At 56.0% G+C, this 23,077-nt stretch carries 17 protein-coding genes; 16 read left to right on the plus strand and 1 reads right to left on the minus strand.

Translation table 11 applies throughout. The features are described 5' to 3' along the window. Window positions 1–27 precede the first annotated feature (27 nt). The 11 genes from aroA (at window position 28) to AC6I8C_RS06285 (ending at window position 12,869) form a co-directional block, all read left to right on the plus strand. Window positions 28–1,314: a 3-phosphoshikimate 1-carboxyvinyltransferase gene (gene aroA, locus AC6I8C_RS06235; protein ID WP_497821913.1), complete on the plus strand. Its 1,287-nt coding sequence runs from the start codon at window positions 28–30 to the stop codon at window positions 1,312–1,314. Between the two features lie 199 nt (window positions 1,315–1,513). Continuing rightward, complete coding sequence (gene cmk / locus AC6I8C_RS06240; RefSeq protein WP_497821914.1) at window positions 1,514–2,200, plus strand: (d)CMP kinase; 687 nt, start codon at window positions 1,514–1,516, stop codon at window positions 2,198–2,200. Between the two features lie 108 nt (window positions 2,201–2,308). Beyond that, window positions 2,309–3,982, plus strand: a complete 1,674-nt coding sequence (gene rpsA, locus AC6I8C_RS06245) for a 30S ribosomal protein S1 (protein WP_003849352.1) — start codon at window positions 2,309–2,311, stop codon at window positions 3,980–3,982. A gap of 82 nt (window positions 3,983–4,064) precedes the next feature. Further along, complete coding sequence (gene ihfB, locus AC6I8C_RS06250; RefSeq protein ID WP_003849360.1) at window positions 4,065–4,349, plus strand: integration host factor subunit beta; 285 nt, start codon at window positions 4,065–4,067, stop codon at window positions 4,347–4,349. A 205-nt stretch (window positions 4,350–4,554) separates the two neighbouring features. After that, window positions 4,555–6,810, plus strand: a complete 2,256-nt coding sequence (locus AC6I8C_RS06255) for a DNA internalization-related competence protein ComEC/Rec2 (RefSeq protein WP_497821915.1) — start codon at window positions 4,555–4,557, stop codon at window positions 6,808–6,810. Window positions 6,811–6,844: 34 nt separating this feature from the next. After that, window positions 6,845–8,593, plus strand: coding sequence for a lipid A ABC transporter ATP-binding protein/permease MsbA (gene msbA / locus AC6I8C_RS06260; RefSeq protein WP_497821916.1), 1,749 nt, complete (start codon window positions 6,845–6,847; stop codon window positions 8,591–8,593). Next, complete coding sequence (gene lpxK, locus AC6I8C_RS06265; protein WP_497821917.1) at window positions 8,590–9,576, plus strand: tetraacyldisaccharide 4'-kinase; 987 nt, start codon at window positions 8,590–8,592, stop codon at window positions 9,574–9,576. Before msbA ends, lpxK begins: the two co-directional genes overlap by 4 nt. 39 nt (window positions 9,577–9,615) lie before the next feature. After that, window positions 9,616–10,830 (plus strand): winged helix-turn-helix domain-containing protein, encoded by a 1,215-nt coding sequence (locus AC6I8C_RS06270; protein ID WP_497821918.1) that lies wholly within the window; start codon window positions 9,616–9,618, stop codon window positions 10,828–10,830. Window positions 10,831–10,935: 105 nt separating this feature from the next. Continuing rightward, complete coding sequence (locus AC6I8C_RS06275) at window positions 10,936–11,118, plus strand: Trm112 family protein (protein WP_003849374.1); 183 nt, start codon at window positions 10,936–10,938, stop codon at window positions 11,116–11,118. Next, a complete protein-coding gene (gene kdsB / locus AC6I8C_RS06280; protein WP_377794847.1) occupies window positions 11,115–11,864 on the plus strand; it encodes a 3-deoxy-manno-octulosonate cytidylyltransferase in 750 nt (249 codons plus the stop codon). The genes AC6I8C_RS06275 and kdsB overlap by 4 nt, the downstream gene beginning before the upstream one ends. Window positions 11,865–11,975: 111 nt before the next feature. Beyond that, window positions 11,976–12,869: a phosphotransferase gene (locus tag AC6I8C_RS06285; RefSeq protein ID WP_497821919.1), complete on the plus strand. Its 894-nt coding sequence runs from the start codon at window positions 11,976–11,978 to the stop codon at window positions 12,867–12,869. Here AC6I8C_RS06285 and elyC read toward each other — a convergent pair. After that, on the minus strand, window positions 12,849–13,634 hold the full coding sequence (gene elyC / locus AC6I8C_RS06290) for an envelope biogenesis factor ElyC (RefSeq protein ID WP_497821920.1): 786 nt from the start codon (window positions 13,632–13,634) through the stop codon (window positions 12,849–12,851). The two genes, AC6I8C_RS06285 and elyC, sit on opposite strands and share 21 nt — an antisense overlap. A gap of 125 nt (window positions 13,635–13,759) precedes the next feature. Here elyC and cmoM point away from each other — a divergent pair, with 125 nt between their 5' ends. The 5 genes from cmoM to ldtD all read left to right on the plus strand — a co-directional run bounded on the left by cmoM (window position 13,760) and on the right by ldtD (window position 23,010). Next, window positions 13,760–14,545, plus strand: a complete 786-nt coding sequence (cmoM, locus tag AC6I8C_RS06295; protein WP_497821921.1) for a tRNA uridine 5-oxyacetic acid(34) methyltransferase CmoM — start codon at window positions 13,760–13,762, stop codon at window positions 14,543–14,545. After that, complete coding sequence (mukF, locus tag AC6I8C_RS06300; RefSeq protein ID WP_013357325.1) at window positions 14,542–15,864, plus strand: chromosome partition protein MukF; 1,323 nt, start codon at window positions 14,542–14,544, stop codon at window positions 15,862–15,864. Before cmoM ends, mukF begins: the two co-directional genes overlap by 4 nt. Further along, window positions 15,845–16,567, plus strand: coding sequence for a chromosome partition protein MukE (gene mukE / locus AC6I8C_RS06305; protein ID WP_147788446.1), 723 nt, complete (start codon window positions 15,845–15,847; stop codon window positions 16,565–16,567). The genes mukF and mukE overlap by 20 nt, the downstream gene beginning before the upstream one ends. Then, entirely contained in the window at window positions 16,564–21,051 is a 4,488-nt protein-coding gene (gene mukB, locus AC6I8C_RS06310; RefSeq protein ID WP_497821922.1) for a chromosome partition protein MukB, read from the plus strand. The genes mukE and mukB overlap by 4 nt, the downstream gene beginning before the upstream one ends. 147 nt (window positions 21,052–21,198) lie before the next feature. Continuing rightward, window positions 21,199–23,010: a L,D-transpeptidase gene (gene ldtD / locus AC6I8C_RS06315; RefSeq protein WP_497821923.1), complete on the plus strand. Its 1,812-nt coding sequence runs from the start codon at window positions 21,199–21,201 to the stop codon at window positions 23,008–23,010. Window positions 23,011–23,077 lie beyond the last annotated feature (67 nt).

Raw genomic sequence — 23,077 nt, forward strand, 5'->3', positions numbered from 1 at the left:
CTGTATTTTTTGAGGATTTCGTTTCACATGCAGGACTCCCTGACTCTCCAACCGATCGCACGCGTCGATGGCACCGTAAATCTGCCCGGTTCGAAAAGCGTTTCCAATCGCGCACTGCTGCTGGCTGCGCTGGCTGAAGGTACAACCCGTCTCACCAACCTGCTCGACAGCGATGATGTGAAGCATATGCTGAATGCGCTGACCGCGCTGGGCGTAAACTATACGCTTTCTGGCGATCGCACCGTGTGTGAAGTGACGGGAAATGCCGGACCACTGCACTCCTCTCAACCGCTGTCGCTGTTTCTGGGCAATGCCGGAACCGCAATGCGCCCTCTGGCCGCGGCACTTTGTCTGGGCGAGCACGATATCGAACTGACGGGCGAACCCCGCATGAAAGAGCGTCCCATCGGTCATCTGGTTGACGCGCTTCGTCAGGGGGGAGCAACAATTGAGTACCTGGAAAACGAAAACTATCCGCCGCTGCGTTTACGCGGAGGTTTCACCGGGGGTGACGTCAGCGTGGATGGCAGCGTCTCCAGCCAGTTCCTGACGGCACTTCTGATGACCGCCCCGCTGGCGCAGCAGGATACCTGTATCACCATCAAAGGTGATTTGGTTTCCAAACCTTATATCGATATCACCCTGAATCTGATGCAGTGCTTTGGCGTCGAGGTTGAGAATCAGAACTATCAGCGCTTCCTGATTAAGGGACAACAACAGTATCAGTCACCGGGTGATTACCTGGTTGAAGGCGATGCCTCTTCCGCCTCCTATTTTCTGGCTGCCGGCGCAATAAAAGGCGGCACGGTTCGCGTCACCGGTATCGGACGCCAGAGTGTGCAGGGCGACATTCGTTTTGCTGACGTGCTGGAAAGGATGGGCGCTGTGATTGAGTGGGGTGATGATTACATTGCCTGCACAGCCGGAAAACTGCAGGCTATCGATATGGATATGAACCATATCCCTGATGCTGCAATGACCATTGCGACCACCGCGCTGTTTGCAGAGGGTACTACCCAGTTACGTAATATTTATAACTGGCGGGTAAAAGAGACCGATCGACTGAGCGCAATGGCCACGGAATTACGTAAAGTAGGGGCGGAAGTCGAAGAAGGTCATGATTTCATCCGTATTACACCGCCAGCGACGCTGATTCATGCAGATATTGGCACCTACAATGACCACCGCATGGCGATGTGTTTTTCTCTGGTTGCACTTTCTGATACGCCGGTAACCATTCTTGATCCTGGCTGTACAGCGAAAACCTTCCCGGACTATTTTGTTCAGCTGGCTAAAATCAGCCAGCACGCCTGATATCGCCTTTCCGGTGCGGTTCCGCACCGGATCTCTCCCTGATTTAATCTGGTTGCAACCGCACCGATATCCTCTGAATTGACTAACATTTCGAACCCCGTCAGTGCGAAAGGGTAACCAAGCCTTGCTATGCAGCGTATAATGCTAAGCATTAAGAGTGGCCTTAAGGTCATAATGCACGCAGCAACAGGAGGGAATAATGACAGTAACTGCCCCGGTCATAACTATTGATGGGCCAAGTGGAGCGGGAAAGGGAACCCTGTGCAAAGCGATGGCAGAATCGCTGCAGTGGCATCTGCTGGATTCCGGTGCTATTTATCGCGTGCTGGCGTTAGCCGCATTGCATCATCAGGTGGACATTGAATCTGAAGAGGCGCTGGTACCGATTGCTGCGCATCTTGATGTGCGCTTTTTGTCACAAAACGGTGAAATGCAGGTCATACTTGAAGGTGAAGATGTCACCGGTGAAATCCGCACTCAGGAGGTCAGCAACACCGCATCACGTGTTGCTGCGTTTCCACGGGTGCGCGAAGCGTTATTGCGTCGCCAGCGCGGTTTCCGCGAGATGCCGGGCTTGATCGCTGATGGCCGTGATATGGGCACCGTGGTTTTCCCGGATGCGCCAGTAAAGATTTTCCTTGATGCCAGCCCGGAAGAGCGTGCTCAGCGACGTATGCTACAGTTGCAGGGAAATGGCTTTAATGTTAACTTTGACCGCCTTTTAGCCGAGATAAAAGAACGCGACGACCGCGATCGTAACCGCGCAATTGCGCCTTTAGTGGCTGCTACTGATGCACTGGTTCTGGACTCTACCGAGATGTCTATCGACCAGGTCATTGAAAACGCGCTACACTATGCCCGCGAGAAGCTGGGCATCCCGGCTTAACTGAATTTATCACCCTGTACCACGGATCCGGTGCCGGGCATGTGAAACAACCCCATCCGACATGAAGTCAGATGGACGTTAAATTGAAGAATCCTGAAGATTATCAATATGACTGAATCTTTTGCTCAACTATTTGAAGAATCCTTAAAAACAATCGAAACCCGCCCGGGTTCTATCGTTCGTGGCATCGTCGTTTCTATCGACAAAGATGTCGTTCTGGTTGATGCGGGTCTGAAATCTGAATCTGCAATTCCTGCAGAGCAGTTCAAGAACGCAGCCGGCGAACTGGAAATCCAGGTTGGCGACGAAGTTGATGTTGCTCTGGATGCAGTGGAAGACGGCTTCGGTGAAACCCTGCTGTCCCGTGAGAAAGCTAAGCGCCATGAAGCATGGATCACGCTGGAGAAAGCTTACGAAGACGCTGAAACTGTTACCGGTGTTATCAACGGCAAAGTTAAAGGCGGCTTCACAGTTGAGCTCAACGGTATCCGTGCGTTCCTGCCAGGTTCACTGGTAGATGTGCGTCCGGTGCGCGATACGCTGCATCTGGAAGGCAAAGAGCTTGAGTTCAAAGTGATCAAGCTGGATCAGAAACGCAACAACGTCGTGGTTTCACGTCGTGCGGTTATCGAATCCGAAAACAGCGCAGAGCGCGATCAGCTGCTGGAAAACCTGCAGGAAGGCATGGAAGTTAAAGGTATCGTTAAGAACCTCACTGACTACGGTGCATTCGTTGATCTGGGCGGCGTTGATGGCCTGCTGCACATCACTGATATGGCATGGAAACGCGTTAAGCATCCAAGCGAAATCGTTAACGTTGGCGACGAAATCACCGTTAAGGTGCTGAAGTTCGACCGCGAGCGTACCCGTGTTTCTCTGGGTCTGAAGCAGCTGGGCGAAGATCCATGGGTTGCTATCGCTAAACGCTATCCGGAAGGCACGCGCCTGACCGGTCGTGTTACCAACCTGACTGATTACGGCTGCTTCGTGGAAATCGAAGAAGGCGTTGAAGGTCTGGTACACGTGTCTGAAATGGACTGGACCAACAAAAACATCCATCCGTCTAAAGTTGTTAACGTAGGCGATGTTGTTGAAGTTATGGTTCTGGACATTGATGAAGAGCGTCGTCGTATCTCCCTGGGTCTGAAGCAGTGTAAATCTAACCCATGGCAGCTGTTCGCTGAGACGCACAACAAAGGCGATCGTGTTGAAGGTAAAATCAAGTCAATCACTGACTTCGGTATCTTCATCGGCCTGGACGGCGGCATCGACGGTCTGGTTCACCTGTCTGACATCTCCTGGAACGCGACTGGCGAAGAAGCCGTTCGTGAGTACAAAAAAGGCGACGAAATCGCTGCCGTTGTACTGCAGGTTGATGCAGAGCGCGAGCGTATCTCTCTGGGCGTTAAACAGCTGGCAGAAGATCCGTTCAACAACTACATCACTTTGAACAAGAAAGGTGCCATCGTCACCGGTAAAGTGACTGCAGTTGATGCTAAAGGTGCTACAGTTGAATTAGCAGACGGCGTTGAGGGTTACCTGCGCGCTTCTGAAGCTTCACTGGACCGCATTGAAGATGCAACTCTGGTTCTGAACGTTGGCGACGACGTTGAAGCTAAGTTCACCGGCGTTGATCGTAAAAACCGTGTCGTAAGCCTGTCTGTCCGTGCGAAAGACCAGGCTGATGAGAAAGAAGCTATCAATACTGTTAACACCAAACAGGAAGAAGGCAATTTCTCTAGCGCTATGGCTGAAGCGTTCAAAGCGGCTAAAGGCGAGTAATCGACCTGAAGCACCGGGTGGGCAACCACCCGGTTTCGGTAAAAGCTGTCATACATTCCCACAGGGATAAACCGGAGGTTACATGACCAAGTCAGAACTGATCGAAAGACTGGCGGGACAGCATACTCATATACCGGCGAAAGTCGTTGAGGATGCAGTAAAAGAGATGCTTGAGCACATGGCCACTACGCTGGCACAGGGCGAACGCATCGAAATCCGGGGATTCGGCAGCTTTTCTTTGCACTATCGCGCTCCGCGTACTGGACGTAACCCGAAAACGGGTGACAAAGTGGATCTGGAAGGTAAATACGTTCCCCACTTTAAGCCAGGCAAAGAGCTGCGCGATCGCGCAAATATCTACGGCTAAGCCGATACCGAACCAGATAAACGACATCTCCGGATGTCGTTTTTTTTTTGCCTGTTATTCAGATTCAGATCTGACATCCGGAATGCTGTGCCCAACACTGCAATCCGTTATTCTTTTTGCGAGACCGCCCGCGCCTGACTGATCCTCTCCTGTCACTTTCACCGAATTTGCCCAGAATAATCGAACGCAATCAATGGATACGATTATGCTGACATGGACCGTTCTGGCGCGACTGGCGATCGTTGCAACGTTACCGCTACTGCTGATGGCCCGACTGCCTTCCGGTGAGGCGATAGTGGCCCTGCTCTTTTTGGGCGTGGCTCTGCAACATTGTCCTTATCAGCCCGCTCGTCTGACGGGTATCACTCTGTTGTTTCTGGCATGGGCCTGTCACGATGCCCGCGTGATGGTGCAGGATATTGAACGTCTCTCCGCACGGCCCGCCACCTTCACTCTTCAGATTAATGAACTGCGGCAAGAGCGAAAACAAATCCGGGTTCGTCTGCTGGAAAAGGAGGGCAGGATGATATTTCCGCCCCGCTTTGCCTGGCTCTATTTCGATGCTGACCCAACGATTTACTGCCCTGGACAACGCTGGACGATGCAGCTGCGCTTACGACCGGTTCATGCCCGCCTGAATGAAGGCGACTTCGATGCCCAGCGTTTTGCACTCGCGAATAATACGCCGCTGCAGGGGCGGATCCTTAAACAGCATGCTGTCAGCCATCGCTGTGATGGCCGCTGGCGATTTATTGTATGGCATCGTGACAGAACCCGTGAAATGCCTTCGCGTGGTACGCTGGAGGCGTTGGCATTTGGCATCAGGGAAGAGATGAGCCCACAGACGCGCCAGCTACTGCGTGATACCGGCACGGCGCACCTGATGGCAATATCGGGCATGCATATTGCCCTGGCCGCCAGCACCGGCTGGATGATGGCGCGTGGGGTGCAATTTATCCTGCCAGCCCGCTTTATCGGCTATCTTTTTCCCCTCATCGTGAGCTGGCTATTTGCCGCAGTGTATACGTGGCTCTCCGGGGCTCAGCCGCCCGCAGCCCGTTCACTGCTGGCCCTGACGCTGTGGGCAATAACCCGGTTTGCGGGAGTTCAGCTGAATAGCTGGCAGGTCTGGACGTTCTGTATTGCATTGCTGCTGGTGACGGATCCGCTGACGGTGCTCTCTGACAGCTTCTGGCTCTCGGTTCTGGCTGTCGGCATGCTGCTGGTCTGGTACCACTGGTTCCCGCTGCCTGCGCGGTTCCGTCATCAACGGCGCTGGATTCCGTTACAGCTGCTGCATTTGCAGGCGGGCATGATGATTTTGATGGTGCCGTTGCAGGTGGCGATATTCAACGGGATCAGCCTGACCGCGCTGGTGGCCAATGTTGTCGCAATCCCGGTCGTCTCATCTATTACTATGCCCCTTGTAACACTTGCCATGTTGCTCCCGGTGGCGGAGTTATCGGGCTTCTTCTGGGGGGCGGCCGATCTCTCTTTACGCGCACTGTTTTATTGCCTGACGTTGCTGCCACCAGGCTGGTGGCCGCTAAGTGGCACAGCCTGGTTTACGGTCATGGTATGGGGTGGCCTGATTCTCTGGCGTGCGCAGTTCTTCTTCTCTCTGCCATTAAGCAGCTGCGCGCTAGCACTGACGATGATACTGAGTCGCCAGCCAGAACCGGAGCAGGGCTGGCGCATCGATATGCTGGATATCGGGCATGGCCTGAGCATAGTGCTCACTCAGGGTAACGAAGCGGTGATATATGACACAGGGCCACGCTGGCAGAACGATAATGCGGGGAGCCGGGTGATCATTCCCTGGCTGGAGCGCAGACAGTTACGTCTGAAACAGGTCATCCTGAGTCATAACCATCTTGATCACACTGGTGGGCTGCAGGCGATCACGCAACGCTGGCCCGCGGCCGAAGTGAGAAGCGCGCTGGCGGATAAAACGCACTTACCCTGTGTACGTGGTACGCAGTGGCGCTGGCGACAGCTCCACTTCCGGGTTGTCTGGCCGCTGACGAACCCTTTAGCCGGTGGGAACAACGACTCCTGTGTCATCATCGTCGACGACGGTCAGGTCCGGCTACTGTTAACCGGTGATATCGAAGCTAAAGCGGAACGTCAGCTGGTGGCGCTGGAGAAGCAGGGGCTGAAGGCCGATATCCTGCAGGTACCGCACCACGGAAGCCGTACTTCGTCGACCTCCCTGCTGCTGCGCAAAACACAAGGACACACCGCGATTGCCTCTCTGGCACGCTACAATGCATGGCGCATGCCCGCAAAAAATGTGCTGGAAAATTACCGAACGGCTGGATTTCAGTGGCTGGACACGGGCCAGTCAGGACAAATCAGTATCAGGATAGAGCAGGGCAGAGTGCAGGTTCTCACCCTGCGGGAACAATTAATGCCCCGTTGGTATCATCAGTGGTTTGGCGTCAAACGCGAATCCAGGTAGAATGGCCGGCTATTTCCAACAGCGTGAATAAATAATGCATCAAGATAAAGATCTCTCTACGTGGCAGACGTTTCGCCGACTCTGGCCGATGATCGCGCCTAACAAAGCGGGATTAATCGTGGCCTCTGTCGCCCTGATTATTAATGCTGCGGGCGACGCCTTAATGCTCTCCCTGTTGAAACCATTACTGGATGATGGCTTTGGTAAAGCTGACAGGTCAGTAATGCTTTGGATGCCATTAGTCGTTATTGGCCTGATGCTGGTTCGCGGCGTCACCAGTTATATCTCCAGCTACTGCATCTCCTGGGTCTCTGGCAATGTCGTGATGAATATTCGTCGTCGCCTGTTCAGCCATATGATGGGCATGCCGGTTTCATTTTTTGACCAGCAGTCAACCGGCACCCTGTTGTCACGCATTACTTACGATTCTGAGCAGGTCGCCTCCTCTTCTTCGGGCGCGCTGGTCACCGTAGTGCGTGAAGGGGCTTCCATTATTGGCCTGTTTATCATGATGTTCTACTACAGCTGGCAGCTGTCGCTGATCCTGATTGTACTGGCACCTATCGTCTCCTTTGCTATCCGCACCGTCTCTAAGCGCTTTCGCACCATCAGCAAAAGTATGCAGAACACTATGGGGCAGGTGACAACCAGCGCCGAACAGATGCTGAAGGGCCATAAAGAAGTGCTGATCTTTGGCGGTCAGGAAATTGAGTCGGAGCGTTTTTCCCGCGTCAGTAACCGTATGCGCCAGCAGGGCATGAAACTGGTCTCTGCTTCTTCCATTTCAGACCCGATTATTCAGCTGATCGCGTCGCTGGCACTGGCTTTTGTCCTTTATGCTGCCAGCTTCCCAAGCGTAATGGATACGCTGACAGCCGGTACGATCACCGTCGTCTTCTCCTCGATGATTGCCCTGATGCGTCCGCTTAAGTCTCTGACCAACGTCAATGCCCAGTTCCAGCGTGGCATGGCGGCCTGTCAGACGCTGTTCTCTATCCTGGATAGCGAGCAGGAAGTGGACAACGGCACGCGCGAAATCACCCGTGCGAAAGGGGATATCGAATTCCGTGATGTGACGTTTACCTACCCGGGCCGTGATATTCCGGCACTGCGTAATATCAATCTGTCGCTGCCGGCAGGTAAAACGGTGGCGCTGGTGGGCCGTTCCGGTTCCGGTAAGTCTACGATGGCGAGTCTGCTGACCCGCTTTTATGACATTCAGCAGGGCGAAATCCTGCTGGACGGTCATGACCTGCGTGAGTACAGCCTGCGCTCGCTGCGTAATCAGGTCGCGCTGGTGTCACAGAACGTGCATCTCTTCAACGACACCATTGCCAATAACATCGCCTATGCCCGCAGTGAGCAATACAGCCGGGCAGAGATTGAGCAGGCGGCCACCATGGCGCATGCCATGGACTTTATCAATAAAATGGATAAAGGCCTGGACACGGTGATTGGCGAGAATGGCGTGCTGTTATCTGGCGGCCAGCGTCAGCGTATTGCCATTGCCCGTGCGTTGCTGCGTGATTGCCCGATTCTGATCCTGGATGAAGCGACCTCTGCGCTGGATACCGAGTCGGAACGTGCCATTCAGTCGGCACTGGATGAGCTGCAAAAGAACCGTACCTCGCTGGTGATTGCGCACCGCCTCTCTACAATCGAGAAAGCGGATGAGATCGTCGTGATTGAAGATGGTCAGATTGTTGAACGTGGTACGCATCAGGTGCTGTTAGCAGAACGCGGCGCCTATGCACAGCTGCACAAGATGCAATTTGGCCAATGATTGACCGTATCTGGAGTGGTCGCTCACCGCTATGGCTACTGCTATGGCCATTCAGCCTGCTGTATGGTGCGATCACGGCCCTGATACGTTTCAGTTACCGGCGCGGCTGGCGTAAAAGCTGGCGTGCGCCTCTGCCGGTTGTGGTGGTGGGTAACCTGACTGCTGGTGGCAATGGAAAGACGCCGGTCGTGATCTGGCTGGTCGAGGCGCTGCAGCAGCGCGGCCTGCGCGCTGGCGTCGTCTCCAGAGGATATGGCGGCAAGGCGGACCACTATCCCTTGCTGGTCACGGCACAGACACCCACGCAACAGGCCGGTGATGAGCCAGTTTTAATTGCCCAGCGCACCGGTGCTCCGGTCGCGGTCGCGCCCAAACGGCGACAGGCGATTGAGGCGTTACTGAAGCAGGGGGCGCTGGATGTGATTATCACTGACGACGGCCTGCAACATTATGCGCTACAGCGCGATCGCGAGATCGTGGTGGTTGATGGCGTTCGTCGCTTTGGCAATGGCTGGTGGTTGCCTGCCGGTCCGATGCGTGAACGTGCCGATCGTCTCCACCAAGTCGATGCCGTCATCATTAATGGCGGTGAGGCCCTGGGTGACGAGATTGCGATGCAACTTCAGCCCGGACTCGCCACCAATCTGCTGACCGGGGAAACCCGCGCACCTGAGCAACTGGGCGCCGTGGTCGCCATGGCCGGTATTGGTCATCCTCCGCGTTTTTTCACCACGCTTAAACAGCAGGGCATAACGCCAGTCGCAGAGATCGCCTTTGCTGACCATCATGCCTACAGTGAGGATGAGCTGACACGATTATTACAGCCGGGTCAGCAGCTACTGATGACTGAAAAGGACGCAGTGAAATGTCGTCACTTTGCGCAGCCTGACTGGTGGTATCTGCCGGTTGATGCCCATTTATCCGGTAAAGCCGTAACGCCGTTACTGGACGATATTGAACAACGCTGCCGTCGCCCGCTCTGATATCTGCACCCATTCAGGTGAAGCCTGATAAGGAAGAGGATGAACACTCCGCATTCACTTTCGTTACAGCAAGCACGTCACCTTCATCTCGCCGCGCAGGGCCTGCTGTGCCCTCCGGCAAAACGCGCTGTTTATCAGGATCTGATTAACTGCATTTCCCGCATGTCACTGCTGCAAATCGACACCATCCATGTCGTGGCCCGCAGTCCTTATCTGGTGCTGTTCAGTCGCCTGGGGAACTACCCTCAGGCATGGCTGGAACAGGCGCTGGCCCAGGGCGATCTCTTTGAGTACTGGGCGCACGAAGCCTGCTTTATTCCCCACGCCGATTACAGACTGCTTCGTCATCGCATGCTGTCGCCTGAGCGGCTTGGCTGGAAATATAACGCGCAATGGGTTGCTGACCACCAGCAGGCGATTACCGAATTACTGCAGCTGATTCAGGAAAACGGTCCGGTGCGCGCCGCCGATTTCACCCATGCCGGTAATCCAAAATCAGGCTGGTGGGACTGGAAACCACACAAACGCCATCTGGAAAATCTCTTCAGCGCCGGTGAGCTGATGGTCATAGAACGCCGTAATTTTCAGCGCGTCTACGATTTGCGCAGTCGCGTCATGCCCGACTGGCAGGATGCGGTGCATGGCATCAGCGAAGCCGACGCCACCCGACAGATGCTGATGAACAGCGCCCGTAGCTTAGGGATTTTCCGCGCGGCCTGGCTGCCGGACTACTATCGCCTGAAGCGGGCACCCCTGAACGATTTTATCTCTGATGCCCAGGCTGCGGGCGAACTGGTTGCTGTCAATACAGAGGGGCTGGGTGAGATGTGGCTGCATCGTGACTACTTACCGTTGCTGGAGACGCCTCTACAGGCAACGCACAGCGCGCTGCTGTCACCGTTTGATCCGGTGGTCTGGGATCGCAAACGTGCGCTGGAGCTGTTCAGCTTTGACTATCGTATCGAGTGTTACACCCCCGAGGAGAAGCGCAAGTTTGGCTATTTCGTTTTGCCCATCCTTCATCGTGGGCAGATAAAAGGGCGGCTCGATGCCCGCATGCTGCGTCAGGCCAAACAGCTGGAGATTAAAAAACTCTGGCTGGAAGAAACGACCCGCGTCACGGCGCGCTTTGTGGTGGATATCCGGCGTGCGATTGAACGCTTCGCAGCCTGGCAGGGGGCAGAAAGCGTCGCTATTCTGCAGGCACCCGATGCACTCAAAGACTACTGGCCAGCCCGGTGGCAGCTGGATTAATCAATTTTGCGGCAGCCGCTGCGGGAAGGCGTTTTACCTCATCCCGCCTGCGCCGCGCTATGGTATGCTTGATGCCTTAAGCATTCGGTTCCTGATGGAGGACATATGGATCATCGTTTACTCGAAATCGTTGCCTGCCCGGTGTGCAATGGCAAACTTTACTTCAACAATGCGCAGCAGGAGCTGATCTGCAAGCCTGATGGCCTGGCTTTCCCGGTTCGTGACGGTATTCCGGTGCTGCTGGAAACCGAAGCCCGCACGCTGTCAGTGGAAGAGATTCATCCATGAGTTTCACTGCCATCATTCCTGCGCGCTATGCGTCAACCCGCTTACCCGGCAAGCCGCTGCTCGATATTCACGGTAAACCGATGGTCGTGCATGTGATGGAGCGCGCCCGTGAATCGGGTGCCAGCCGGGTCATTGTTGCCACCGACCATCCCGATGTGGCTCAGGCAGTGGAAGCGGCAGGCGGTGAAGTCTGCATGACGCGCGCCGATCACCAGTCCGGCACGGAGCGGCTGGCGGAAGTGATCGAAAAATATCAGTTTGCAGATGACGAAATCATCGTCAACGTGCAGGGTGATGAGCCGATGATCCCGGCAGAGATTGTGCGCCAGGTGGCGACCAATCTGGCGGGCTCAGCGGCCGGGATGGCAACGCTGGCGGTGCCAATCACCGATGTGGAAGAAGCCTTCAATCCGAACGCGGTGAAGGTGGTCATGGATGCGAATGGCTATGCGCTCTATTTCTCACGGGCCACCATTCCCTGGGATCGTGAACGCTATGCTGCCTCACGTGAGCAGATTGGCGATACGCTACTTCGTCACATTGGTATCTATGCCTACCGTGCCGGTTTTATTCGCCGCTATGTTGCCTGGGCACCTTGTCCTCTTGAACAGATTGAGCTGCTCGAGCAACTGCGTGTTTTATGGTACGGCGAAAAAATTCATGTCGCCGTAGCAAAAACCATTCCCAGCGTGGGTGTAGATACGCCAGACGATTTGCAACGCGTCCGCGATGCCATGCAGGCCTGATACACGGGGAGTCAGTCTCCCCGTTTCAGCGCAACGTTATTGATCCGCCGCTAAACTTATCTCCAGTACTTCCTTCAGGATATTGTGATACTCATCTGAGGAGGATGCCGCATGGAACAGCTTAAATCGGAACTCACGCTGGCGCTGGGTGAAACCATCAGCCGCCTCGAATTAATCAGTGAACATCCGCCCACCCGACTCTATGCCCTGTACGATCGGCAGGGGCACCCCATGCCGATGGTGGCAAAATATTTTCGTCATCAGGGGCGGGCAGCGCTGGAAGCCAGAAAGCTGGCATTACTGGGGCAGGCCGGATTAATCCCTGTGCCAGCCGTCTATGGTCTGGTGCTGAGCCAGCAGCCTCCGGTGCATGAAATGCTTCTGATGGCGAGACTGAATGGCGTGACGGCGGAGGCGCCAGCGCGGGATGCTCAGCGCTGGCAACAGTTTTGCGAGCAGGCAGTCGAGGGGCTGCTGGCCTGGCACCGGCTCGACAGCCACGGGCTGGTCGGAACGGTAGACAGCACCCAGCAGAACCGCTGGCCGGCCTGGTATGCACAACGGGTTGAGGTATTGTGGTCGACCCTTAGCTATCTGCGGCCACCCGCCTTCACGCTGGAAGATCGCCAGATTCTGTTCCGCTGCCGGTCGCGTCTGGCACATCTTTTTCGCGACTTCGATGATCCCTGTGTGATGGTTCATGGCAACGTGCGGCTGCAGAGCATGCTGAAAAACAGCCGTAGCGACCAGTTAGTCGCGATGACACAGCCGGGCACGATTCTCTGGGCGCCCCGTGAATATGACCTGATCCATCTGGATACCTCACCCGCCGAGACAGCGCTGCTGCACGACTACCTGCAACGGGCACCCGTCTCTGAGGGCTTTGTCTGGCGCCGATGGGTTTATCAGCTGTGGGACTGCATCGAGCATCTTGTGCAGACCGGCACGTTTAATCGTCCGCGTTTTGACCATGCCTGCACGCAACTACTTCCCTGGCTCGGCTGAGTCGGGTTCCTCACCTTTAAGTCGCTGCAGTAACGTGCCCAGCGTCTCATACACAGCCCGTTCGCTGTGGCTCAGCCAGATCGATGACGGTATCGCCCGTTCCCAGCCATTCAGCGGCGAGGTAATCGCCAGCTGATTAGCAGGCGCAGCAATCGGCTTCAAACCGACCGCGTGGAAAAAGCGTATCGCCCTTGGCATATGATTCGCTGAGGTGACCAGCAGCATCGGGCGAGCGCCGACTACCGTTTTGACCGCCTGCGCTTCATCCGCGGTATCACGAGGCTGGTCCAGAATCTGAATATGTTCGCGCGGCACGCCCAGACTTTCTGCCACCTGAGCGGCTACCCAGGCGCTGCTCTTCGGATTGGTGCCACCGGCGGCACCGGTAAAAATCAGCGTTGACTGTGGATTGCGCTGCCATTGACGAATACCTTCCGCCACGCGTGGCAGACTGTTATTCAGCAAATTCGAGCTGGGTGCCCAGGCCGGGTTGAAGGTATAGCCTCCGCCCAGTACCACAATGTAGTCCACCTTCTCTGTGCCGTTCCAGGTCGGATAGCTTCTATCCAGCGGCAAAAGCAGCCGATCGGCCAGCGGTTGCAGGCTCAGCAGCAGCAGTAACAGCCAGCTGACAGAGATCACGGTTTTGCCGCTTTTTTGCCAGTCAGTAAACCAAAGCAGTAAAATGCCCAGCGCCATCAGCAAAAGCAGAAACGGCAAGGGTAAAAGCAGCCCGCCAATCACTTTTTTCAGGGTAAATAACATCGAAAACGCGTCCTGTTGTCCGAAAATAGAGCACCCGGAAGGGAAGATGGGGATGAAAGGTTCATTCTTCTGGTGCCTGTGACAAAATAGCACAAGTCTCACCGCAGCATACCGGAGCGCATGCCATGCAGGATCGTAACTTTGACGATCTCGCGGATAAATTTTCGCAAAATATTTACGGCACCACCAAAGGGAAGATACGCCAGGCCATCCTGTGGGATGAGTTAGAGAAGATAGTGCCCGGCCTGTCACCCCATCCGCTGTCGATACTGGATGCCGGCGGCGGTGTCGGCCAGGTCTCCAGCGGGCTGGCTGCACAGGGCCATCAGGTTCTGCTGTGCGACCTCTCTGCTGAGATGCTGCGCCGGGCCGCCGAAAATGCGGCGGCACAGGGTGTGAGCTACAACATGCAATTCAGACAAATTAGCGCGCAGCAGGTGGGCGAACATTTGGATAAGCCGGTGGATCTGGTATTGTTCCACGCTGTGCTTGAGTGGGTCGCTGAACCGGAGAAGGTGCTCAAAGCGCTGTTCGATCTGCTGCGTCCGGGTGGCGTCATGTCGCTGATGTTTTACAATCTGCACGGCCTGACATTGCGCACCTTAACGCTGGGTAACTTCGGCTATCTGCGCACCAACCTGACTAAACGCAAAAAGCGAACCCTGTCGCCTGACTATCCGCGCGACCCCGAGCAGGTCTATCGCTGGCTGGAGGCGTGTGGCTTTGTGATTGAGCAGCGTGCCGGGATCCGGGTATTCAGTGACTACATGAAACCGCCGAAGGGCGAGCCAAAAAGCGACGACGAAATTATTGAGATGGAGCGGCGTTACTGCCGTCAGGAACCCTTTTTAAGCTTAGGGCGCTACATCCATGTGACCGCGCGTAAACCGGGGCAGAAGGACGAATTATGAGTGAATTTTCCCAGACGGTACCTGAACTGGTATCCTGGGCGCGCAAAAATGACTTTTCTCTTGCGCTGCCAGTGGAACGTCTGGCCTTTTTGCTGGCTATCGCCACCCTTAATGGTGAGCGGATGGATGGCGAAATGAGCGAAGGCGATCTGATTGACGCTTTCCGTCACGTCAGTAAAGCTTTCGAACAAACCCATGAAACCGTGTTGGTTCGCGCCAACAACGCCATCAACGATATGGTGCGACAGCGCCTGCTTAATCGCTTTACCAGCGAACTCACCGAAGGCAACGCCATCTATCGCCTGACGCCGCTGGCGATCGGCATCACCGACTACTACATCCGACAGCGTGAGTTTTCGACGCTGCGCCTGTCGATGCAGCTGTCGATTGTGGCCAGCGAGCTGAAGCGGGCCGCCGACGCCGCACAGGAAAACGGTGATGAGTTCCACTGGCATCGCAATGTTTTCGCGCCGCTAAAATATTCAGTGGCGGAGATCTTCGACAGTATCGATATGACCCAGCGTCTGATGGATGAACAGCAGCAGGCGGTGAAAAACGATATTGCCGAACTACTGAACAAAGACTGGCGCGCGGCTATCTCCAGCTGTGAAATGCTGCTCTCTGAAACCTCAGGGACGCTGCGTGAACTGCAGGATACGCTGGAAGCCGCAGGCGACAAACTTCAGGAAAACCTGCTGCGCATTCAGGATGCCACGCTGGACAGCCCGGACCTGGGCTTCGTCGATAAGCTGGTGTTTGACCTGCAAAGCAAACTCGACCGTATTACCAGCTGGGGCCAGCAGGCGATCGACCTGTGGATCGGCTATGACCGCCACGTCCATAAATTTATTCGTACCGCCATCGACATGGATAAAAACCGCGTCTTTGCGCAGCGCCTGCGGGTATCGGTACAGAATTACTTCGACGCGCCCTGGGCGCTGACCTACGCCAATGCTGACCGCCTGTATGACATGCGTGATGAAGCGCTGACGCTGCGGAATGACGAAGTGATGGGCGAACTGCCGCCGGAGATGGAATACGAAGAGATCAACGAAATCCGCGAACAGCTGGCAGCGATGATTGAAGAAGCGCTGCAGGTCTACAAATCGCAACAAAAACCGCTCAACCTCGCGTCAGTGATGCGCGACTACCTGGCCCAGTATCCACGCGCCCGCCATTTCGACCTGGCGCGCATTGTGGTGGATCAGGCGGTGCGCCTTGGCGTAGCGGAAGCTGATTTAGCCGGTTTGCCTGTGGAATGGCAAGCCATCAATGATTACGGAGCCAAGGTGCAGGCACATGTCATCGACAAATATTGAACAAGTGATGCCGGTTAAGCTGGCACAGGCACTGGCCAACCCGATTTTTCCCGCGCTGGACAGCCAGTTACGCGCCGGACGCCATATCGGTATCGAAGAGCTGGATAACCACGCTTTTCTGATGGACTACCAGTCATTTCTCGAAGAGTTTTACACCCGCTATAACGTTGAGTTAATTCGTGCGCCGGAAGGCTTCTTCTATCTGCGACCGCGTTCAACCACGCTGATTCCGCGTTCTGTGCTCTCTGAGCTGGACATGATGGTCGGGAAAATTCTCTGCTACCTCTATCTCAGCCCGGAACGCCTGGCGAATGAGGGGATCTTCACCCAGCAGGAGCTCTATGACGAGCTGCTCTCGCTGGCCGACGAGAACCGTCTGCTGAAGCTGGTTAACCAGCGTTCGACCGGTTCGGATCTGGATCGCACCAAGCTGCAGGAGAAAGTGCGCGCCTCTCTGAGCCGCCTGCGCCGTCTTGGCATGGTGTGGTTCTTCGGCAACGACAGCAGCAAATTCCGTATTACGGAATCGGTGTTCCGCTTTGGTGCAGACGTGCGCGGCGGTGATGATGCCCGCGAAGCGCAGCTGCGCCTGATTCGTGATGGAGAAGCCATGCTACTGGAAAATGCGACTGCACCGATCGACACCGATGAAAGTGAAGGGCAGGAAGGCGACAGTGAGAACGCAGAGGAAGAACAGGCATGATTGAGCGCGGAAAGTTTCGTTCGCTTACGCTGATCAACTGGAACGGTTTTTTTGCCCGTACCTTTGATCTTGATGAATTAGTGACCACGCTGTCAGGCGGTAACGGTGCGGGTAAATCCACCACCATGGCGGCATTTGTCACCGCTCTGATCCCCGATTTAACCCTGCTGCACTTCCGTAACACCACCGAAGCGGGCGCGACGTCGGGATCCCGTGATAAGGGTCTGCACGGTAAACTCCGGGCCGGCGTCTGCTACTCCATGCTTGATGTGGTGAACTCACGCCATCAGCGTGTGGTGGTCGGTGTGCGTCTGCAACAGGTTGCCGGACGCGATAAAAAGGTCGACATCAAGCCATTCAGTATCCACGGTCTGCCCACCGATACCAACCCGACCGACATGCTGACGGAAGTGCTTAACAGCCGTCAGGCACGCGTCTTACCGCTGAATGAGGTAAAAGAGCGGGTTGAGGCACAGGAAGGCGTGCAGTTCCGCGCTTACAACTCGGTGACGGATTATCACGCCATGCTGTTTGATCTGGGCGTTGTGCCGCGTCGTCTGCGCTCTGCCAGCGATCGCAGCAAGTTCTATCGACTGATTGAAGCCTCGCTCTATGGCGGTATCTCCAGTGCCATCACCCGATCGCTGCGTGATTACCTGCTGCCTGAAAACAGCGGCGTGCGTAAAGCATTCCAGGATATGGAAGCTGCGCTGCGCGAGAATCGCATGACGCTGGAGGCGATCCGCATTACCCAGTCTGATCGCGATCTCTTTAAGCACCTGATCTCAGAGGCGACCAGCTACGTGTCGGCTGACTACATGCGTCACGCCAACGAGCGCCGTGGACATCTCGACAGCGCATTACAGCTGCGCAATGAGCTGTTCAGCAGCCGTAAGCAACTTGCTACCGAGCAGTATCGTCATGTTGAGATGGCGCGCGAGCTGTCAGAGCACAGTGGCGCAGAGAACGATCTCGAAGTCGATTATCAGGCTGCCAGCGATCACCTGAATCTGGTGCAGACGGCGATGCGGCAGCAGGAGAAGATTGAGCGCTACGATGCGGATATCGAAGATCTGACGCTGCGTCTGGAAGAGCAGACCGAAGTGGTTGCCGAAGCGCGCGAAATTCAGGAAGAGAATGAAGCGCGTGCCGAAGCGGCTGAACTGGAAGTGGATGAGCTGAAAAGTCAGCTGGCCGATTTCCAGCAGGCACTCGACGTGCAGCAAACGCGCGCCATCCAGTATCAGCAGGCCCTGCAGGCGCTGGAACGCGCCCGTACGCTCTGCCAGCTGCCCGATCTGACCATCGATAACGCTGCAGAATGGCAGGAGAGTTTCCAGGCGAAAGAGGAAGAGGCGACAGAACGCCTGCTGCGTCTGGAGCAGAAACTGAGCGTGGCCGAAGCGGCACACAGTCAGTTCGAACAGGCGCTGGCGCTGGTGACCAGCATTGCCGGTGACGTGACCCGCCAGGATGCGTGGCAAACCGGTCGCGAACTGCTGCGTGATGCCAGCAATCAGCGTCATCACGCCGACCAGCTCTCGTCGCTGCGTCTGCGTCTCAATGAGCTGGAACAGCGCCTGCGCGAGCAGCATGAGGCGGAGCGTCTGCTGGCCGAGTTCTGCAAGCGTCAGGGGCAGCAGTACGAAGCCGATGCGCTGGCCGGACTGCAGCAGGAGCTTGAAGCGCAGATCGAACAGCTGAACAGCAGCGTCTCGGACGCCGGTGAGCAGCGCATGATAATGCGTCAGGAGCTGGAACAGCTGCGCGAACGCATCACCAGCCTCACCGCCAGAGCGCCACACTGGCTGGCGGCACAGGAGATCCTGACGCAGCTCAGTGAACAGACCGGTCAGGCGCTGAACAGCAGCCAGGACGTCACCGAATTTATGCAGCAACTGCTGGAGCGCGAGCGTGAAACCACCGTCGAGCGCGACGAAGTGGCGGCACGCAAACGTGATATCGAGCAGCAGATTGAGCGGCTCAGTCAGCCGGGCGGGGCGGAAGATGCGCGCCTGACCCAGCTGGCGGAACGTTTTGGCGGCGTATTACTCTCTGAAATTTATGATGATGTGACCCTGGATGATGCGCCGTACTTCTCGGCGCTCTATGGTCCGTCACGTCATGCGATCGTGGTGCCGGATCTCTCCCGCGTGCGTGAGATGCTGGATGGTCTGGAGGAGTGCCCGGAAGATCTCTATCTGATCGAGGGTGACCCGCAGTCATTTGATGACAGCGTCTTCAGCGTTGATGAGCTGCAGAATGCCGTCGTGGTGAAAGTGGCAGAGCGTCAGTGGCGCTACTCCCGCTTCCCGAAAATCCCGTTGTTTGGCCGCGCAGCGCGCGAAAATCAGCTGGAGCTGCTGCACCTTGAGCGCGACAAACTGGCTGAGCGTTACGCCACGTTGTCGTTCGATGTGCAGAAAACGCAGCGTCTGCATCAGTCATTCAGCCGCTTTATCGGCACACATCTGGCCGTGGCCTTTGATGCCGACCCGGAAGCGCAGATCCGTCAGCTGGGCGCGCGTCGGGGTGAACTGGAGCGGGCGCTGAATCAGCATGAGAGCAATAATCAGCAGCAGCGTCAGCAGTATGAGCTGGCGAAAGAGGGCGTGTCGCAGTTAAACCGACTGCTGCCACGCGTTAACCTGCTGCTGGACGATACGCTGGGCGATCGCTGCGAAGAGATCCGCGAGCAGGTCGATGCGGCACAGGAGGCGGCGCGCTTCCTGCATCAGCATGGCGCGAAGCTGGCGAAACTGGAACCGATCATCGCGGTATTGCAGAGCGATCCGGAACAGCATGAGCAGCTACAGGCGGATTATCAGCAGGCGCAGCAGCAGCAGCGCAACGCACGTCAGCAGGCCTTTGCGCTGACAGAAGTGGTGCAGCGTCGCGCTCACTTCAGCTATGACGACTCGGCCAGCATGCTCAACGGCAACAACGACCTCAGTGATAAGCTGCGTCAGCGTCTTGAGCAGGCGGAGGGTGAACGCAGCCGCAGCCGCGATCGCCTGCGTGAACATCAGGCACAGCTGACGCAATATGCGCAGGTGCTGGCTTCACTGAAAAGTGCTTACGACGCCAAGCGCGACATGCTCAAAGAGCTGCAGCAGGAGATGCAGGACATTGGCGTCCAGGCTGACAGCAGCGCAGAAGAACGCGCGCGCGTTCGCCGCGATGAGCTCTACACGGCACTGAGCCACAACCGCGCCCGCCGCAATCAGCTGGAGAAACAGCTCACCTTCTGTGAAGCGGAGATGGATAACCTGCAGAAGCGCCTGCGTCAGTTGGAGCGTCAGTATCATCAGGTGCGTGAGCAGGTGGTCAGCGCGAAAGCGGGCTGGTGTACCGTCCTGCGTCTGGTGAAAGAGAATGGCGTTGAGCGTCGCCTGCATCGTCGTGAACTGGCTTACCTGAGCGGCGATGAGCTGCGCTCGATGTCGGATAAAGCGCTGGGTGCGCTGCGTCTGGCGGTGGCGGACAACGAGCATCTGCGCGACGTACTGCGGCTGTCGGAAGATCCAAAACGTCCTGAACGTAAGATTCAGTTCTTTATTGCGGTCTATCAGCATCTGCGCGAGCGTATTCGTCAGGATATTATTCGTACCGACGATCCGGTCGAAGCGATTGAGCAGATGGAAATCGAACTGAACCGTCTGACGGAAGAGCTGACCGCGCGTGAGCAGATGCTGGCGATCAGTTCACGCAGTGCGGCGAATATTATCCGCAAAACCATCCAGCGTGAACAGAACCGCATCCGCCAGCTCAACCAGGGGCTGCAGACCGTCAGCTTTGGTCAGGTGCGCAGTGTGCGGCTCAACGTGAACGTGCGTGAAACCCACGCTATGCTGCTGGATACGCTGTCAGAAGAGCATGAGCAGCATCAGGATCTGTTTAACAGCAACCGCCTGACCTTCTCTGAGGCACTGGCGAAACTCTACCAGCGTCTTAACCCGCATATCGACATGGGTCAGCGGACGCCGCAGACCATCGGTGAGGAGCTGCTCGACTACCGCAACTATCTGGAGATGGAAGTGGAAGTTAACCGGGGCTCCGATGGCTGGCTGCGTGCAGAAAGCGGTGCGCTCTCAACGGGTGAGGCGATCGGTACCGGTATGTCCATTCTGGTAATGGTGGTGCAGAGCTGGGAAGAGGAGTCCCGTCGTCTGCGCGGAAAAGATATTTCGCCATGCCGACTGCTGTTCCTTGATGAAGCGGCCCGTCTGGATGCCCGCTCCATCGCCACACTGTTTGAACTCTGTGAGCGACTGGAGATGCAGCTGGTGATTGCGGCACCGGAGAACATCAGCCCGGAGAAAGGCACGACCTACAAACTGGTACGTAAGGTGTTTAATAACACCGAGCATGTGCATGTGGTCGGGCTGCGTGGTTTTGCTGCCGATCCTTCACCGGTGCGTGCGGGAAGCGAAGCGGATGCGCTACCCGATTTAACCGCTGAAAAATCGCAGGCGGAAACGTAGTCAAAAACTGAACCATTGGTTAATCTGGTAACGGCATTTGTCCCATGAGGCAAATGCCGTTTTTGTTTGTATACTCACATGATGAGTCACGGCGCGGTCGCAGTGGATACAGGGAACATTGCGAAGTTGAAAATTAAGGGGGCAGGGATGTTGCTGGTAAAAAAATTAAATCATCATCGCGTTTTATCATTGTTAGCGCTGGCGCTAACCGCTGTTCCATTTACGCTACCACAGGCCGCTGTCATCGCCGCGATGCCAGGAACAACGCAGACGGCTATCACGGTTTCCGAAAGTCAGCACCGCATCCGTCAGGCTTTTTCCAGTGCCGACCAGCCATTCTATCTGGGACCGCTGGCAACGCTCTATGCCTCCCGTCATATGCAGCCGCTCTGGCAGGATGCTCAGGCGGTGCAGAAATTTCAGCAGCAGCTGGCTGAGGTGGCACTTTCAGGCGTTCAGCCGCAGTTCACGCGCTGGATTGAGCGTCTGACTAATCCGGCTATTACCGGCTTTGCCCGCGATGTCGCGCTCTCTGATGCGATGCTGGGCTATCTGCAGTTCGTTTCAAATGTGCCGACGCAGGGTGAAACCTGGCTCTACAGCAACGTTCCCTACAGGCTGACCCAGCCATCGGTCGCGGTAGTGAATCAGTGGCAAAACGCAGTTAATGCGGGTTCGGCTGACACGTTTATTGCCTCATTACAGCCGCAGCACCCACAGTATCAGCCTATGCACGCCGCGCTGAAAGCGTTGCTCAGCGATAAGCAGCCCTGGCCACAACTGAAAAGCAGTGAAACCCTGCGTCCCGGTCAGGTCAGTGATGACATTCCTGCCCTGCGTGAAATTCTGCAGCGCAGCGGCATGTTAACGGCACAGGTTAACGCGCCCGCACCAGATGACGATGCAGTGCCTGTAGCGCCGGTACCGGTGAGCCACAGCGATCAGCCGGTCGCGGTGAGTCCTTCCGCCGCGCCAGTCACCAATCTGCTTGCGCCATCACCACAATCACCGGGTAACGTCCAGACTTCGACTTTGGAAGGGAATACCGCCAATATTTATGACGAGACGCTGGTGGCAGCGGTGAAGCGTTTCCAGCAGTGGCAGGGACTGGATGGTGATGGGGCTATCGGTACCAGAACGCGGCAGTGGCTTAACGTCTCTCCGCAGATGCGCGCTTCGCTGCTGGCGCTGAATATTCAGCGCCTTCGCCTGCTGCCGGATGATATGCACAACGGCATCATGGTGAACATCGCCAACTACTCGCTGATCTATTACAACAACGGCAATAAGATCCTCTCATCCAGGGTCATTGTCGGGCGTCCCGATCGTAAAACGCCACTCATGCGCAGTGCGCTGAATAACGTCGTGCTCAACCCGCCGTGGAATGTGCCGACAACGCTGGTGCGTAAAGACATCATTCCGAAGGTGAAGCAGGATCCGACCTATCTCTACAAGCATGGGTATACTTTGCTGTCGGGCTGGAGCGCAGACGCTGAAGTGATTGATCCCAGCATGATCGACTGGCGCATGGTCACCGCCTCATCGTTCCCTTACCGGCTTATTCAGGCTCCGGGCGTGGCGAATGCGCTGGGCCGGTATAAATTTAATATGCCGAGTTCAGATGCAATCTACCTGCATGACACGCCAAACCATAACCTGTTCCAGCGTGATATCCGTGCGCTCAGTTCAGGCTGTGTGCGGGTGAACAAAGCGTCTGAACTGGCAGGGTTATTGCTGCAGGATGCGGGCTGGAATGACTCCCGAATTTCCAGCACGCTGAAAGAGGGTGATACCCGCTATGTGCCGATTCGCCACCGCATTCCGGTCAATCTCTATTATCTGACGGCGTGGGTCGCTGATGATGGCAAACCGCAGTTCCGCACAGATATTTACAATTATGATGACACCGCCCGTTCGGGCAGTCAGGCCCTGAGTCGGGCCGGGCAATTGCTGCTCTAGTAATTGATTTTAAATCGTTCCCCGCAAATCCTCATTAAAGAAAAATATTATCAAATGACGATCCCTT

The sequence above is a fragment of the Pantoea sp. X-Soil-YNGN-844 genome (assembly GCF_059730595.1).

Excerpts from the sequence above, each read along its gene's own strand:
- AC6I8C_RS06270 (WP_497821918.1), top strand. The coding sequence starts at position 9,616 with ATGAACACTCCGCATTCACTTTCGTTACAGCAAGCACGTCACCTTCAT.
- lpxK (WP_497821917.1), top strand. The coding sequence starts at position 8,590 with ATGATTGACCGTATCTGGAGTGGTCGCTCACCGCTATGGCTACTGCTA.
- mukB (WP_497821922.1), top strand. The coding sequence starts at position 16,564 with ATGATTGAGCGCGGAAAGTTTCGTTCGCTTACGCTGATCAACTGGAAC.
- ldtD (WP_497821923.1), top strand. The coding sequence starts at position 21,199 with ATGTTGCTGGTAAAAAAATTAAATCATCATCGCGTTTTATCATTGTTA.
- msbA (WP_497821916.1), top strand. The coding sequence starts at position 6,845 with ATGCATCAAGATAAAGATCTCTCTACGTGGCAGACGTTTCGCCGACTC.
- AC6I8C_RS06275 (WP_003849374.1), top strand. The coding sequence starts at position 10,936 with ATGGATCATCGTTTACTCGAAATCGTTGCCTGCCCGGTGTGCAATGGC.
- mukE (WP_147788446.1), top strand. The coding sequence starts at position 15,845 with ATGTCATCGACAAATATTGAACAAGTGATGCCGGTTAAGCTGGCACAG.
- elyC (WP_497821920.1), bottom strand. The coding sequence starts at position 13,634 with ATGTTATTTACCCTGAAAAAAGTGATTGGCGGGCTGCTTTTACCCTTG.
- aroA (WP_497821913.1), top strand. The coding sequence starts at position 28 with ATGCAGGACTCCCTGACTCTCCAACCGATCGCACGCGTCGATGGCACC.
- AC6I8C_RS06255 (WP_497821915.1), top strand. The coding sequence starts at position 4,555 with ATGCTGACATGGACCGTTCTGGCGCGACTGGCGATCGTTGCAACGTTA.
- kdsB (WP_377794847.1), top strand. The coding sequence starts at position 11,115 with ATGAGTTTCACTGCCATCATTCCTGCGCGCTATGCGTCAACCCGCTTA.
- AC6I8C_RS06285 (WP_497821919.1), top strand. The coding sequence starts at position 11,976 with ATGGAACAGCTTAAATCGGAACTCACGCTGGCGCTGGGTGAAACCATC.
- mukF (WP_013357325.1), top strand. The coding sequence starts at position 14,542 with ATGAGTGAATTTTCCCAGACGGTACCTGAACTGGTATCCTGGGCGCGC.
- cmoM (WP_497821921.1), top strand. The coding sequence starts at position 13,760 with ATGCAGGATCGTAACTTTGACGATCTCGCGGATAAATTTTCGCAAAAT.
- rpsA (WP_003849352.1), top strand. The coding sequence starts at position 2,309 with ATGACTGAATCTTTTGCTCAACTATTTGAAGAATCCTTAAAAACAATC.
- ihfB (WP_003849360.1), top strand. The coding sequence starts at position 4,065 with ATGACCAAGTCAGAACTGATCGAAAGACTGGCGGGACAGCATACTCAT.
- cmk (WP_497821914.1), top strand. The coding sequence starts at position 1,514 with ATGACAGTAACTGCCCCGGTCATAACTATTGATGGGCCAAGTGGAGCG.